Below are 14368 nucleotides of genomic sequence, written 5' to 3'. Positions count from 1 at the left end.
CTTCAGTATACATAATATTTTAAACTTTGTAAATAGGTTTACGTAATCTTTTTAAACAGTATTATTAATCTTATTTTGAGATTAATAAGTTTATCTCCTCTTTTATAGATACTAGATATTAATGATTTATGAAAATTCATATAGTAAAATCAAATTATCTTTGAGTATTGTTTTTCAGATAATATGATTTGAATCACACCAATTATACAAATTTATGTTATAATTTACATATAATTTAATGAAATTAAAACTATTAAAATCCATAAAAATCTTATTTAGCAAAGTGGAGTTTAATTCTGTAGATGAACTTTAATTAGATTTTGTTCTTGTTTCAGAACCCTTGAATTACCTCCAAACATTAATCATTTAAATTAAGGAGAAGATAACACATGAAATTATTTGGTAAGAAAAAAACTATACCTACAGAAGAGAATCCTATATTATCTAGTACCACTGCTATTGTTGATAATAGTAACAATATAGGTACTGATACTATTGAATTTTTAAAAGATATGAATAAAGATATAGAAAGAATTATTTCTCAGCACAATTCTGTTAATAGCGAGCATGACATATTAGCAAGTTTAGCTTCAAAAATTTCAATGCAAATGAACACTATTTCTAATTTAGCTAGTGACACTAACTCTTCTACTGAACTATTACATAATCAAAGCAAAAACCTTATGGATATGACAGCTAAAAATGTAGACAAGTCTCAGGAGGGTAAAAAAACTGTTGAAGATATTGTTAATATTATAATGTCTTTAGACGGTGAAGCTAAAAACACCTATAATAGTATAAATAATCTTTGGGAAATGATTCAACAAATTTCCCAAGTTGCTCAAATCATTGATGGAATTGCTTCTCAAACTAATATGTTAGCTTTAAATGCAGCTATAGAGGCTGCTCGTGCAGGAGAAGGAGGAAGAGGCTTTGCAGTAGTAGCAGAAGAGGTTAGAAAGTTAGCTGAAATGACTTCTCAAAGTACAGGAGATATCACTAGCCTTACTGGGAAAATTCAAGCTGAAGCTAAAAATGCCTTAAATAGCGCTAATAAAAATACTCAAGTTATTTCTCAGGGAGTAACTGCTTCTAAAACTGCCCTTGAAAAAATTGATGATACCTTAGACTCTTTTGGTAAGGTTGAGAGTGAGGTTAATGAAGTTTTACATGTAATATCAACCCAAAAATCTCATATAGAAAACATTTTAAGTAAGATAAGTGATATTGATATAATTTTAAAAGATACAAATACGCAAATAGATCATCACATTTCTGAGGCTAACGTTGTTGATAGAAAACTTGAAGAAAGTATTTCTAATATAGCAAAATTTATTAATACTAAGGATATTTAGCTCTTACAAGCTTTGAAATTAAAGCTTTCATATACCACTGTGATAATATATGTGAAAGTGCTAAGTATAGCCAACATAAACTTATTAATTTTAGGTTTTGAAATTTTACCTGTAATAATGCTTAAAGGAGTAATTCTTATGCGAATCTACTCCTTTTTTATTTATTCTTCTTCCCTAACTTTATGAAAAAGATAATGTTAATTTATATATATTATTTAAATCATGAAAAAGGTCAAATCTACCATTATCTTGAAACACTCTCTCCTAAATACGCCTTTTTAATATCTTCATTTTCAAGAAGTGCTTTACCACTACCTTCAATAGTAATTTTTCCTATTTCCATAACATACCCTCTGTCAGCTATCTTCAAGGCTACATTAGCATTTTGCTCTATTAAAAGAATAGTAACTCCTTTTTCACGAATGGTCTTTATTATATTAAATATATCTTTTACAATTAAGGGTGCTAGACCTAGAGATGGCTCATCCATCATCAACAGCTTAGGATTAGACATTAAAGCTCTTCCAACTGCTAACATTTGTTGCTCTCCCCCTGATAAAGTTCCTGCTAACTGCCAACTTCTTTCCTTAAGTCTTGGAAAAAGACTATATACCCACTGTATATCTTCTTCTATACCCTTTGTGTCCTTCCTAAAATAAGCACCTAATTTTATATTTTCAAGTACTGTTAAGTTAGAAAAAACTCTTCTCCCCTCTGGAACTAAGGTTATTCCTTTAGTAACGATATTTTGTGACTTTTCTCCAAGAATCCCCTTACCTTCATAGGTTATACTTCCACCTTTGGGCTTTACTAATCCTACTATAGATCTTAACAATGTACTTTTACCTGCTCCATTAGCTCCAACTAAAGTTACTATTTCACCCTTTTTAACTTCAATATCTATTCCTTTTAAAGCTTCTATTCCTCCATAAGATACAACTAAATCACTGACCTTAAGCATCTTCCTTCACCCCCAAATATGCTTCTATAACCTTTTGATTGTTTTGAATTTCATGGGGTGTCCCCTCAGCGATGGTAATTCCGTAGTCTAACACATAAATCCTATCTGATATTCCCATAACCACCTGCATATGATGCTCTATCATAAATATTGTAAGATCATATTCATCTCTTATTTCTTTAATAAACTCTGTCAATTCTTCTGTTTCCTTTGGGTTCATCCCAGCTGCTGGCTCATCTAATAGCAGCAATCTTGGATTAGTAGCTAAAGCCCTTGCAATTTCTAATCTTCTTTGCTTTCCATAGGGTAAAGATGAAGCCTTTTCATTCATCACATCTAAAAGCCCAACTCTCTCTATAAGTGCTAAAGATTTTTCTCTAATAGCTCTTTCCTCCCTTTTATAACTAGGAAGCTTTAAAATTGCACTAACAAGTCCTGATTTTAAATGAAGATGATTTGCTATAAGTACATTATCCATTACGGATAACTCCTTAAACAATCGTATATTTTGAAAGGTTCTAGCTATTCCCTTTTTTGTTATTAAATCTGGCCGATTACCTGTAATGTCCTTTCCTTCATAGGTTATACTCCCTTTTGTAGGAGTATATACTCCTGTAACCATATTAAAAGCCGTAGTTTTGCCCGCTCCATTAGGTCCTATAAGTGCTACAATTTCCCCTTCTCTTATACTCAAATTGAACTCACTAACTGCAGTTAATCCACCGAACTGCATAGTTGCACTATTTGTCTTTAATAACTCCATAATTATTTTCCTCCCTTAGCTGTGGCTTTTCTTTTAAAGAACCTAAACTCTTTGATATTCTTTAAAAATGCTACAAGCTTATTCCAGCTAAATTCCCTTGTTCCCATAACTCCATTTCTAAAGAATAATACAGCTAACATTAACAAAGCGGAAAATACAACCATCCTAAGTCCTGCTACGCCCCTGAACTCTACAAATCCTAAGTTAATACTTTCATCCAAAAATCTTAGTGCTTCCCCGGCTATGGTAATAACAAAAGCAGCAATAATTGTTCCTGTAACACTTCCCATGCCTCCAAGAACTATGATAAGTAAGATATTAAAGGTTAAAGTAAATCTAAACATTAATGGATCAATAGTCCCTAGGAGATTTGCAAGTAGCCCACCTCCAATGCCTGCAAAAAAGGCACCAATTATAAATGCTAATACCTTATGCTTAAACAAATTAATTCCCATGCTTTCTGCGGCTATTTCATCTTCCCTTATAGCCTTAAGTGCTCTTCCATAGCTACTATTTATCAGTGAAAGTATAACTATTATAGTTATTAATGCAAGGCCAAAGGTCCACCAAAGATTAATAATGGGAGGTATTCCCTTTAATCCTAGCGCTCCATTTGTAACAGTTTGAGTATTAGTCAAAACAACTCTAATAATTTCTGCAAAACCTAAGGTTGCAATAGCCAAATAGTCACCTTTTAACCTTAGAGCTGGAGCTCCTATAAGATAAGCCGCTATTGCAGAGAAGATTCCCCCAATAATTAAAGCAAATATAAAGGGCATATAGATACTATCTAAGGGTTTCATCATAGGCGCTAAAAAGAAGTTTTGTGCCTTAACTGCTATTGGCATAGATAAAATTGCCGTAGTATATGCTCCAATAGCTATAAAACCAGCATGTCCAAGAGAAAATAGCCCTGTGAAACCATTTATAAGATTCATGCTCAATGAAAGAATCACATAAATAGCACATAAATTTAATATTCTAGTTTTATAACTATCTAAATTTCCATCTAAGAAATACATTACTATTGCTAATATAATAAAGGATATAGTAGTTAACCTATTATTTCTTTTCCCAAACCATTTTAAAATACCATTTTTTTCTTTCACCTATTACACCTTCTCTGCTATTTTTTCGCCCATAATTCCTGTAGGCTTGAATAGTAAGATCAATATAAGTAATATAAAGGCAAAGGCATCTCTATATCCTGAAAGGCTGGGTAAAAATGCTACTAACATAATTTCACCAACACCAAGGATAAATCCCCCAAGTACCGCTCCTTTAATATCCCCTATACCCCCAATAACTGCAGCAATAAAGCACTTCAATCCCGGCATAATTCCCATAAGAGGAGCTATTTGTGGAAACTTTAATCCCCACATAATTCCACCTACTGCTGCAAGAATTGAACCCAAGGCAAAGGTTAAAGAAATTATCCTATTTATATTTACCCCCATTAGAGTTGCAGTTTCATGATCCTTAGATACTGCTCTCATAGCCATACCACTTTTTGTTTTGTTAACTAAATAAAGTAATCCAAATAATAATATTAAGGTTACTATTGGAATTATAATGGTTAATCTTTGAAGTGAAACCTCTCCAACTTGAATGACCTCAGTAAATAAATCCACTTGTGGAAAAGCCTTTGGCACTCCGCCAAAAATTACTGTGGCTAAATTTTCAAGTAAGAAAGAAACACCTATAGCTGAAATTAAAATTGAAATCTTAGGTGCATTTCTTATAGGTCTATAGGCAACAATTTCTATAAGTATCCCTAGGAGTCCAGTCATTATAATAGCTGCAATAAAAGCTAAGTACCAGGGCATTGAAAAAAGAGAAACTCCATAAAAGGCAAAATAAGCAGCTACCATAAAAATATCTCCATGGGCAAAATTTATAAGTCTGAGTATTCCATAAACCATAGTGTATCCTATTGCAATTAGTGCATAAAGACTGCCTAAGGATATGCCATTTAATAGGTGTTGCATAAACATATCTAAACTCATTGCTAAATTCATTTTTTCACCAACCTTATTAATCAAACTATAACTTGCTAAAGATAACTACAATATTCCTAGGAAAATATTGTGGGTACCCCTTCTACACTACTTTAGCAACCTTTTGGAAGGATAATTCCCCCCCTATTCCTCAGGTGAGACTCAAATCTCCCTCCAAAGCCGCTCTACAAACTGAACTTGTTCTTTTTTTAAACAACTTTGTGCTTGTTATTTAATAAAGAAGAACAAGTAACACTTGTTCTTCTAATATGATTTATTTCACTCCGTCCACCACGTCTAAAAATGTAAACTTACCATTTTTAACCTGCTTAATAACAGCATTTTTAATTGCATTTCTATTCTCATCGAAATTAACAACCCCAGCTGCTCCTTGAAAATCCTTTAAGTTAGCTAAGGTATCTCTTAGCTTAACGGAATCAGTGCTTCCATTTTTCTCTAGGGCTTTAATAAGTACTAAATAAGCATCATATCCAAGAGCTGTAACTGCTGCTGGCTCTTTGTTATACTCTTTCTTGTATTCTGTTAAAAATTTCTCGGATTCTTTAGTAATAGGTTTTTCAGTTGCAAAGAAAGTAGAAAATACTGCACCATCTACTGCTTTATCTCCTATCTCTATAAATTGTGGTGTTTCCCAAGTATCTCCACCAATAATCGGACAAGTTATACCAAGTTGTCTTGCTTGCTTAATTACTAATGCTGATTCTGTAAAATTACCTGGCGCAAAAATTGCATCTGGATTTTTAGCTTTTACATTTGTCAACTGAGCTGTAAAATCTTGGTCTCCTGTATTATAATTAGCAACTTCAATTATTGATTTGTCATCGCCTGTTAACTTTTTAAAGGAATCAGTAAAAAACTTAGCAAGTCCTATAGAGTAATCACTTCCTACCTCTTGAACTATCGCAACTTTTTTGGCTTTTAATTTATTGTAGGCATAATTTGCCATAACCGTTCCCTGGTATGGATCTATAAAGCAAACTCTAAAGTAATATTCATTTCCTTGAGTAACTAAAGGATTTGTACATGAGGTTCCCACAGTTGGAACTTTAGCTTTTTTCACTATATCTCCTGCTGCCATGGATAAAGAACTTCCCCAGCTACCAACTATAGCTGTGACTTTTTCTTTCTCAACTAGTTTTGCAGCAGCATTAGCTGCTTCAACTTTATCAGATTTGTTATCAACCACTACTAACTCTACTTTCTTACCTAAAACTTCGGGATAAAGCTTGTTAGCTAATTTTATTCCTTCTAATTCTAAGGCTCCCCCTCCAGCGTTGGCTCCAGTTAATGGCTCAAAAACACCAATTTTTATAACATTATCCTTAGAATCAGAACCTGGCTTTTCATTACCAGTATTTTTTCCACATCCAGCAAACACAGACGTCATTAAAAACAATGAACTAAGTAAAATTGCAATTTTCTTTTTCATGATTCCCTCCTTCAATTACTAAAAAAATATTACTAACCTGCTAACTTTACCTAAGTAGTTAGTATAGTTATATTTATTTTGAAGAAGTATAAATTATTCTATTTTTCGCATGAATTAATAATAATTTATGAACAACTTATCAATAAGATATTTACCCTTCAGTTGATTTGTTCTACTTAACTCTAGGATTTGTAAATCAATTATTAACAACCCAGATTTTTTCCTCTTCATTTCTTGACTTTTTCTAATAATATTTTCTTTTTTTCTTCATATTCATCCTTTGTCAATATATGATCTCTCATTAGTTCTTCTAACATAGAAACTTTTCTAGCAAGTTCTTCTTCATTTTCCTTTACTTCTATACTTTCTTTTATTGGTTCAGAGACGTTTTCATCTTCATTTTTGCTTCTTATGAAAGTTAACTGTTTTTGGGGTATTTGGTTTACTAACACTTCGTAGGCTTCCTTTGTGAAAAATCCACAGTAAGGGTTGTTATCTATAACCAATTCTAATACCGTTGTCTGTCCATCCACTTTAATGTGTTGTGGTAAGGTGCCTTTATTAAAGGTTAAAGTATTATCCTCTAACCCAGTTCCTGCAGCCTTCATATTAGAAGTTCTTAAATCTTCTTTCTCTAAATCCTCTTTTTTACAAAAACAAGTAATTCGCTCTAGCTCAAAGCTAAAACACCCTATACCTTGATGGTGTTTATCTGCTAAATAAAATTTGTCTTCAGCAATCCAGAAATAAAAATCTATTATTCCAACCTTTTCAAATATATAAATTAGCATATTATTATCTACACTATCTAAATTTTTAGTGAACCTAAAATCATTGATTTTATTTTTAATTTTATCTATGGCTTCTTTTGTTTCCTCTGAATTTTTTCTCTCCAAGTTCTCTACATAATCCTTGTATTTTCCTTCATCAAATTGAGTATAGGCACTTTTTATTATGTGTGCATACCTTCTTTCTATTTCTTTATCAATTTCAGGTATACCCTTTAGGTATTTTACTTTCATTGCTGTGGGTGGAATATGACAATGATGTTTATAGTCCTTTTCCATATTCCTTTCCCTCATCTTTATAATATTTATCACAATTACAGCACTAACAAATACAAAAAAAATACATATTAGTAAATATTCCAAAGCTTACTCCTCCTAACTAATAATTTATACTTAAGTATATTAATCCTATATTTATTTAATTCTAAGTAATCTTTAGTTTATTTTAAATTACTATGTTCTTTGTTTTGTATTGTGATGACTTTTCTATAGAACCTTTAACCATAGATAAAGGTTCTTAACTTTAGTTAAAACAAAAAATTAAAAGAAGAGCAGATAAAATCTGCTCTTCTTTAATTTAAAACTATTATATTCCCTTTGCTCTTAACTTCTCAAGCATATCAGCTGTCATTTTAGCTAAATCATACTCAGCTTTAAAACCCCACTCTTCTTTTGCAGCAGTTGGGTCTATTGAATCTGGCCAAGTGTTTGCAATTCCTTGTCTTACTGGGTCTGGATTATAGCTAATTTCAAACTCAGGAATGTGCTTTTTAATTTCAGCAGCAATTTGCTCTGGCTCAAAGCTCATAGCAGTGATGTTGAATGCATTTCTGTGTTTTAATTTGCTTGGATCAGCTTCCATTAAATCGATAATTGCTTGGATAGCATCTGGCATATACATCATATCCATGTATGTTCCTTTATCAATATAAGAAGTATATTTACCATTCTTTAATGCTTCGTAGTAAATATCTACTGCATAGTCAGTAGTTCCACCTCCTGGAGGTGCTACATAAGAAATAAGTCCTGGGAATCTTACGCCTCTTGTGTCTACACCAAATTTAGTGTAGTAGTAATCACATAATAATTCTCCAGAAACCTTTGTTACTCCATACATAGTTTTTGGTCTTTGAATTGTATCTTGTGGAGTATTGTTTTTTGGAGTATCTGGTCCAAAAGCACCTATTGAACTTGGAGTGAAGAACTTGCAGTTTAACTCTCTTGCTGCTTCTAAAGCATTAACAAGTCCTCCCATGTTTATATCCCAAGCTAGTTGAGGTTTTGCTTCTGCAACAGCTGATAAAAGTGCTGCAAGGTGAATTATTGTATCTACATTGTGTTTTCTAGCTACTTCTAAGAAAGCTTTTGCATCAGTAACATCAAGTATTTCAAATACTCCACCCTCAACGATTGGGTTACCTTCTGGTTTTCTAATATCAGAAGCTACAACGTTATCAACACCGTAAACTTCTCTTAATTTAGTAACTAATTCTGTACCGATTTGTCCTAAACAACCTGTAACTAATATTTTTTTCATATTATTATCCTCCGTTAAAAACTATTAATAATAAGAGTTTTTCTGATTTTTAACTATATATTTTTATATTTAAGTTAAATAAGTCTTTTTATATTTTCTAAACTTATTTTATTATTCCCATTTCTTGACCAACTTTTTTGTAAATAGCAATAGCATCATCTAACATTTCTTTAGTGTGAGCTGCTGATGGCATATTTCTAACTCTTGCTGTTCCCATTGGCACTGTTGGGAATACTATAGCTTTTGCATAAACTCCTTCTTCATATAATCTCTTACTGAATTCTTGAGCTTTTGCAGCCTCTCCAATAATACATGGAGTTATTGGAGTTTCGCTATCGCCTATATCAAAGCCTAATTCTTTTAAGCCCTTCTTTAAATAGTTTCCATTTTCCCAAAGCTTATCATGAAGCTCAGTGCTTTCAGTTAATATATTTATAGCTTCAATACAAGCGCCTGCTGCTCCTGGAGTTAAAGATGTTGAGAATAGGAATGGTCTGCCCCTAACTTTTAACCAGTCAATTAAATCTTGTGTACCAGCTACGTATCCACCAACCACACCTATTGCTTTAGATAATGTTCCAATTTGGAAATCTATTTTGTCTGATAATCCGAAGTGATGAACTGTTCCAGCACCTTTTCCAAGTACACCTGAACCGTGGGCATCATCAACATATGTGATTAAGTCAAACTCTTCAGCAATTTCTACTATTTCTGGAAGCTTAGCAATGTCTCCATCCATAGAGAAAACCCCATCAGTGATTACCATTACTTTTTCATATAAGCCTGACTCCTTAGCTTCTTTAGCCTTAGCTCTTAAATCATTCATATCTGAATGCTCAACTCTTATGATTTTAGCACCTGATAATCTACATCCGTCTATTATTGAAGCATGGTTTAATGCATCTGAAAGGATTGCATCTTTTTTGCCCATAACAGCTGAAATTGCAGCCATGTTACAGTTAAATCCTGATTGGAAAGCTATAGCAGCTTCTGTATGTTTAAATGTAGCTAACTTTTTCTCTAGTTCAATGTGGATATCTAAAGTTCCATTGATTGTTCTAACAGCACCTGCACCTGCACCATATTTTTCAGTAGCTTTTACAGAAGCTTCTACCATTCTTGGATGGTTTGCTAATCCTAAATAGTTATTAGAAGAAAGATTTATAAGAGTTTTTCCTCCAATATTAATTTTAGGACCGTTTGCACCTGTAATTACATTAATTTCATTATAAAGCCCTTTACTTTTAAGGTCTTCTAGATTTACTTTAAGGTATTTTTCTAATGATTTACTTCCCATTGTTAGTACCTCCAAAATTTTTAATAATTTATATGTTTATTTTTAAAATAATTTAAAATTTAAGAAAACTTATTGTGTAATTCTTTACACAATAGTAAATATTCTGCACTTTTTGTAAAAATCCTCTTTAATATTGAAAAAATATTTTCTTTTTAAGAATACTATGAGAATTCACCCTATAATAAGCCTTCTTAATTTTTTCCTTGAAATAAATACACTATTACCTTTATTTATTTCCTTTTTACTAATATTTTATTATACCTATATTGAATATAATTTGAAAGAAGATTTTGTATTTTAACAACATTATTAATGTAAATTTTACAAATCAAAAATTTCCTTGTCTTTAAAAGTTTTAGTTTTAAAATAACTTTTTAAAAACAAGAATAAAAACTTATTTGCCTACTTTATTTCATTGCTTAATGCTTACTTATGTCAGTCATATATAATTTTATTTTATCTTTTTCTTTCTACAACCTAGTTTATAAAATAATAAAGGCTTACTTATAGTATACCTTTGTTAACTATAAGTAAGCCTTTTGAAGTAATTTTAATACTAAGCTATACTTTTACATTTTAATAAATTCGGAGTAAACTCCCCTGTACTTCTCAGGTAGCATTTTTGCTATGCCACACATAATTTCTGTCATAGCTCTATCACTATATTGGTTTTTGTCTTCATCCTCTAATTTCTTAGGCACTGTCATAGGTTCTCCAAAATTTATAGTTATGTCTGCGTAGTTAAAGTTTTCTTCTGCCATATCCTCATCATTAATTGGGAGAAATTTTTCTGTACCACACATTCCTATAGGAACTATAGTTGCTTTTGACATCTTAGCAATAAGTAAAAGACCTTTTTTTCCTTCAATCATTGCCCCTGTTCTACTTCTAGTGCCTTCTGGAAACATCATAATATTCTTTCCAGCCTTGAGCACCTCTATTATCTTAGAAATTGCTTCCTTGTCTGCACTATTAGGTTTTATTTGAATAGTTTTAACAAACTTAAAGCCATTTCTAGTAAACTCGTTAGCAGTAAGCTTTACTCCCGCTATAAACACAGGGTCCTTCTCTTTCAATACTTCATTTAATATAATTCCATCAGAGTTGCTTAAATGATTGCAAATAAATATAATTGGACCTTCTAGATCTCTTATTTTTTCATATCCATTTATTTTTATATTTGCATACTTTTTAATACTGCTTTTTACATATCTATGTATTAGTTTACTTGATATATTGTCTGGTAATTTACTCATTAGCTTTAGTAATAGTACTTTATCCATAAAAAATCCCCTCTCCAATAATTAAATAACATTTATCTGCTTTAACGAACTTGTTCATCTTTTAAAAAGTTTATCATAATACTCCTTGATATAGGGAGAATTTATATTTTTTTCAATATTATCCTTATCTTCTTTATGCTTATTATAATAGCTTATAAGTGCATTTCTAATTAATATGTTTTTCCCTCTCCATCCGCAGGAGTGTTTTCCGTACTTTTCCTTGAAATCATTATTGTTCAAGAAAATTAAATCTCTAACTTCTGCCTTCTTCATATAATCCCTAGGAGCAAATTCCTCTATGGTTGATTTTAAAGCTTCACTATTATAGGGGCATACCCTTTGACATGTGTCACAGCCAAAAATCCTACCCTTTAATTTATCAAACCACTGCTCTTCTATGTGCTTTTTTTGGGTTATATAGGATAGGCATAAATTACAATTCCCACCGTGTTCCTTTTCTGTGATAGCTTTGGTTGGACAAGCTCTTATGCACAGGTTGCACTGTCCACACTGATTTTCTAATGGTTTATCCTCTTCTAACTCTAAACTAGTTATTATCTCAGCTAAAAAAACATAAGACCCATAATCTACAGTAATTAAATTGTTATTTTTACCTATGAAGCCAATTCCACTTAAGTAAGCAATATATCTTTCCGGTAGTGGGTTGCTGTCTACAAAACCTATAGCTTTCCCACCTAAGCCTTCAATAAACTTGCAAATTTTGTCTAGATAATTTCTAACTACTCTGTGATAATCAAGTCCATAGGTATACTTTGAAAAGCCACCTTCAGTGTTATTATCTAAATCATATTTATAAGGGAAGGCTATAGAAATAATAGTTTTCCCATCCTCCATTAAAAGAAATGGATTAATTCTTTTTTCTATTTCCTGCTCCTCAAATTCATTTATTACACCACTGTGTTCCCTTTGAAGAAACCTAGATTCTAACTCCTGAAATACTCTGCACTTAGTAAAACCTACTGTTGTTAGACCTAATTCTCTACAATACTGAATTATTTCTTTCTTATTATCCATGATTTTTGTCATTATTATCCCTTATATACTTCGCTGCAGACTTACCAGCGACTTTCCCCTGCTGAATTACATTTTCTATTAAATCATATCCTTTTATCACTGTTCCACAAGCAAAGAATCCTTCTAAAGAAGTTTCCATTTCCTCATTAATCACTAATTCGCTATTTTCATCATGAACTTTCATTCCTATCTTAATTCCTAATATAGCTTCAGGATAAAGATTTATTGATAGAACTAGGGTGTCACAGGTTATGTATTGCTCAGTACCCTCTAAAAAATTTCTATGCTTATCAACTTCTACAACCTTTACACCTTCAACTCGTCCTTCTCCAAATACTTCAACCACTCTATGATTAAATAATACAGGAATATCAAAGTCTATTAAATATTGTTTGGATTCCTCTCTTACAGCATGAATCCTTGAACTACTTTCTATTATGCCCTTAACCTTTGCACCTTCTAGCACTAAGCTTCTAGCTGCTAAAATTGCTGTATCTCCAGATCCTAATATTAAATATTCTCTTCCTGGCATAACCCCTTTTTTATTTATATACTTTAGCACAGCTACAGCTGTTGTTATTCCTGCACTTCTATGACCTAAAATATTTTTGTACCCCATGGGTTTTTCTCGACATCCAGTTGCCAGTATAATAGATTTTGCTTTAACTTCAAGGACTCCATCATAACTATTCACTGCTACAAGAGTTTTATCTTTATTTAGATTTAATACCGTAGTATCATTCTTCAGTATAATGTTTAAGTCTAATACCATGTCTATTAATCTTTGTATTAACTCACTAGTAGTTAAGTTTTCTTTCATATTATCTAAATAAAAACCGCTATGTATGCAGTTATTTAAAGCACCACCTGGTTCCGATTCTCTATCTAAAATTAAGACTTTTCCAACTCCACTTTTTTTGGCTTCAATGGCAGCAATAAGTCCGCTAGGACCTGCTCCAATTATCACTAAGTCATAGTGCTCCATATACTCCTCCATAACTTAAATATTGATTTAAGTTCTAATATTTATAACACATATAGATTCATAAGATGAACTCTTATTTCCTTCATCTTCAAAACCACTTAAGGGAATCAACATAGGTTTTTATAAAAGTTAAAGCTTAACTTCCTTTTCCTATATAACAAATTCCTATAATATATAATAATACCATATTGAATGGATTATTCAATTTTATATTTACAGGATTTTTTAACTTTTACACTCATGTGTTTATTTAATAAAAAAACTATAATAAAGCTAAATACTACAACTATAGCCATAAGAATATTTGCTACTTTGTTGTTTCCTCCTTCTACCGCAAAATAAATAGCAATTGGTATGGTTTGAGTTTTTCCAGGAATATTTCCAGCTACCATCAAAGTAGCTCCAAACTCCCCTAAAGCTCTAGTAAAAGTTAATATAGTTCCACTAACAATACCCTGTAAGGAAAGAGGCAATATTATTCTAAAAAAAATTACTCTATCACTGGCTCCTAAGTTTTTAGCGCTATCTATATAACTTTTATCAACTTTCAAAAAAGCTGCTTTCACATTCTGATACATTAGAGGCAAGGCTACAATAACTGCCCCTATAGCCGCAGCTTCCCAAGTAAAAATTAGTGTTGTTCCAAATATATTCTCAATAATTTTACCTATAAACCCTCTCTTGCCTAAAATAAGTAGTAACCCATAGCCTACTACAGTTGGAGGAAGGCTCATAGGCATTAAAATTATAGTCTCACAGATTGACTTTCCTTTAAAATTCTTAAAACTAAATATTCTAGCTAAAATAATACCCAATATTAAGACAATAAAGGTTGAAGTTAAAGCTACCTTTAAAGAAATTATTATTGGACTTAGTATCATAACTTCTACCTTCTTTCTTTCACTGAAAATTACTAG

At 31.7% G+C, this 14368-nt stretch carries 13 protein-coding genes; 1 reads left to right on the top strand and 12 read right to left on the bottom strand.

Annotated elements, in window-relative coordinates:
- Positions 1–389: 389 nt before the first annotated feature.
- Complete coding sequence (locus B3040_RS06805; RefSeq protein WP_291571516.1) at positions 390–1355, top strand: methyl-accepting chemotaxis protein; 966 nt, start codon at positions 390–392, stop codon at positions 1353–1355.
- Positions 1356–1599: 244 nt separating this feature from the next.
- Here B3040_RS06805 and B3040_RS06800 read toward each other — a convergent pair whose 3' ends face one another.
- The 12 genes from B3040_RS06800 to modB form a co-directional block, all read right to left on the bottom strand.
- On the bottom strand, positions 1600–2316 hold the full coding sequence (locus B3040_RS06800) for an ABC transporter ATP-binding protein (protein ID WP_291571514.1): 717 nt from the start codon (positions 2314–2316) through the stop codon (positions 1600–1602).
- A complete protein-coding gene (locus tag B3040_RS06795; RefSeq protein ID WP_291571510.1) occupies positions 2309–3079 on the bottom strand; it encodes an ABC transporter ATP-binding protein in 771 nt (256 codons plus the stop codon). The genes B3040_RS06800 and B3040_RS06795 overlap by 8 nt, the downstream gene beginning before the upstream one ends.
- A gap of 2 nt (positions 3080–3081) precedes the next feature.
- Positions 3082–4101: a branched-chain amino acid ABC transporter permease gene (locus tag B3040_RS06790; protein ID WP_291572016.1), complete on the bottom strand. Its 1020-nt coding sequence runs from the start codon at positions 4099–4101 to the stop codon at positions 3082–3084.
- Positions 4102–4191: 90 nt separating this feature from the next.
- On the bottom strand, positions 4192–5085 hold the full coding sequence (locus tag B3040_RS06785; RefSeq protein ID WP_291572014.1) for a branched-chain amino acid ABC transporter permease: 894 nt from the start codon (positions 5083–5085) through the stop codon (positions 4192–4194).
- A 265-nt stretch (positions 5086–5350) separates the two neighbouring features.
- The gene (locus tag B3040_RS06780) at positions 5351–6526 is read right to left on the bottom strand and encodes an ABC transporter substrate-binding protein (RefSeq protein WP_291571507.1); all 1176 of its coding nucleotides are present in this window, start codon (positions 6524–6526) and stop codon (positions 5351–5353) included.
- A gap of 227 nt (positions 6527–6753) precedes the next feature.
- A complete protein-coding gene (locus B3040_RS06775; protein ID WP_291571505.1) occupies positions 6754–7677 on the bottom strand; it encodes a hypothetical protein in 924 nt (307 codons plus the stop codon).
- Positions 7678–7900: 223 nt separating this feature from the next.
- Entirely contained in the window at positions 7901–8851 is a 951-nt protein-coding gene (locus tag B3040_RS06770) for an L-threonine 3-dehydrogenase (RefSeq protein WP_017413452.1), read from the bottom strand.
- A 103-nt stretch (positions 8852–8954) separates the two neighbouring features.
- Positions 8955–10148: a glycine C-acetyltransferase gene (locus tag B3040_RS06765; RefSeq protein WP_291571502.1), complete on the bottom strand. Its 1194-nt coding sequence runs from the start codon at positions 10146–10148 to the stop codon at positions 8955–8957.
- Between the two features lie 569 nt (positions 10149–10717).
- Entirely contained in the window at positions 10718–11431 is a 714-nt protein-coding gene (locus B3040_RS06760) for a lysophospholipid acyltransferase family protein (protein ID WP_291571501.1), read from the bottom strand.
- Between the two features lie 54 nt (positions 11432–11485).
- Complete coding sequence (gene queG / locus B3040_RS06755; protein WP_291571498.1) at positions 11486–12466, bottom strand: tRNA epoxyqueuosine(34) reductase QueG; 981 nt, start codon at positions 12464–12466, stop codon at positions 11486–11488.
- Positions 12459–13451: an NAD(P)/FAD-dependent oxidoreductase gene (locus tag B3040_RS06750; protein ID WP_291571496.1), complete on the bottom strand. Its 993-nt coding sequence runs from the start codon at positions 13449–13451 to the stop codon at positions 12459–12461. Before B3040_RS06750 ends, queG begins: the two co-directional genes overlap by 8 nt.
- Positions 13452–13648: 197 nt before the next feature.
- Positions 13649–14332: a molybdate ABC transporter permease subunit gene (modB, locus tag B3040_RS06745; RefSeq protein ID WP_291571469.1), complete on the bottom strand. Its 684-nt coding sequence runs from the start codon at positions 14330–14332 to the stop codon at positions 13649–13651.
- Between the last annotated feature and the right edge of the window lie 36 nt (positions 14333–14368).

Source organism: Clostridium sp. UBA4548 (assembly GCF_002387895.1).
In the GTDB taxonomy this organism is placed as follows: domain Bacteria; phylum Bacillota; class Clostridia; order Clostridiales; family Clostridiaceae; genus Clostridium_J.
This window is presented reverse-complemented; position numbering and strand designations above follow the sequence as displayed.

Bases quoted from the DNA above. Each gene is read 5' to 3' on its own strand.
- B3040_RS06805 (WP_291571516.1), top strand. From the start codon at position 390: ATGAAATTATTTGGTAAGAAAAAAACTATACCTACAGAAGAGAATCCT.
- B3040_RS06800 (WP_291571514.1), bottom strand. From the start codon at position 2,316: ATGCTTAAGGTCAGTGATTTAGTTGTATCTTATGGAGGAATAGAAGCT.
- B3040_RS06795 (WP_291571510.1), bottom strand. From the start codon at position 3,079: ATGGAGTTATTAAAGACAAATAGTGCAACTATGCAGTTCGGTGGATTA.
- B3040_RS06790 (WP_291572016.1), bottom strand. From the start codon at position 4,101: ATGTATTTCTTAGATGGAAATTTAGATAGTTATAAAACTAGAATATTA.
- B3040_RS06785 (WP_291572014.1), bottom strand. From the start codon at position 5,085: ATGAGTTTAGATATGTTTATGCAACACCTATTAAATGGCATATCCTTA.
- B3040_RS06780 (WP_291571507.1), bottom strand. From the start codon at position 6,526: ATGAAAAAGAAAATTGCAATTTTACTTAGTTCATTGTTTTTAATGACG.
- B3040_RS06770 (WP_017413452.1), bottom strand. From the start codon at position 8,851: ATGAAAAAAATATTAGTTACAGGTTGTTTAGGACAAATCGGTACAGAA.
- B3040_RS06765 (WP_291571502.1), bottom strand. From the start codon at position 10,148: ATGGGAAGTAAATCATTAGAAAAATACCTTAAAGTAAATCTAGAAGAC.
- B3040_RS06760 (WP_291571501.1), bottom strand. From the start codon at position 11,431: ATGGATAAAGTACTATTACTAAAGCTAATGAGTAAATTACCAGACAAT.
- queG (WP_291571498.1), bottom strand. From the start codon at position 12,466: ATGGATAATAAGAAAGAAATAATTCAGTATTGTAGAGAATTAGGTCTA.
- B3040_RS06750 (WP_291571496.1), bottom strand. From the start codon at position 13,451: ATGGAGCACTATGACTTAGTGATAATTGGAGCAGGTCCTAGCGGACTT.
- modB (WP_291571469.1), bottom strand. From the start codon at position 14,332: ATGATACTAAGTCCAATAATAATTTCTTTAAAGGTAGCTTTAACTTCA.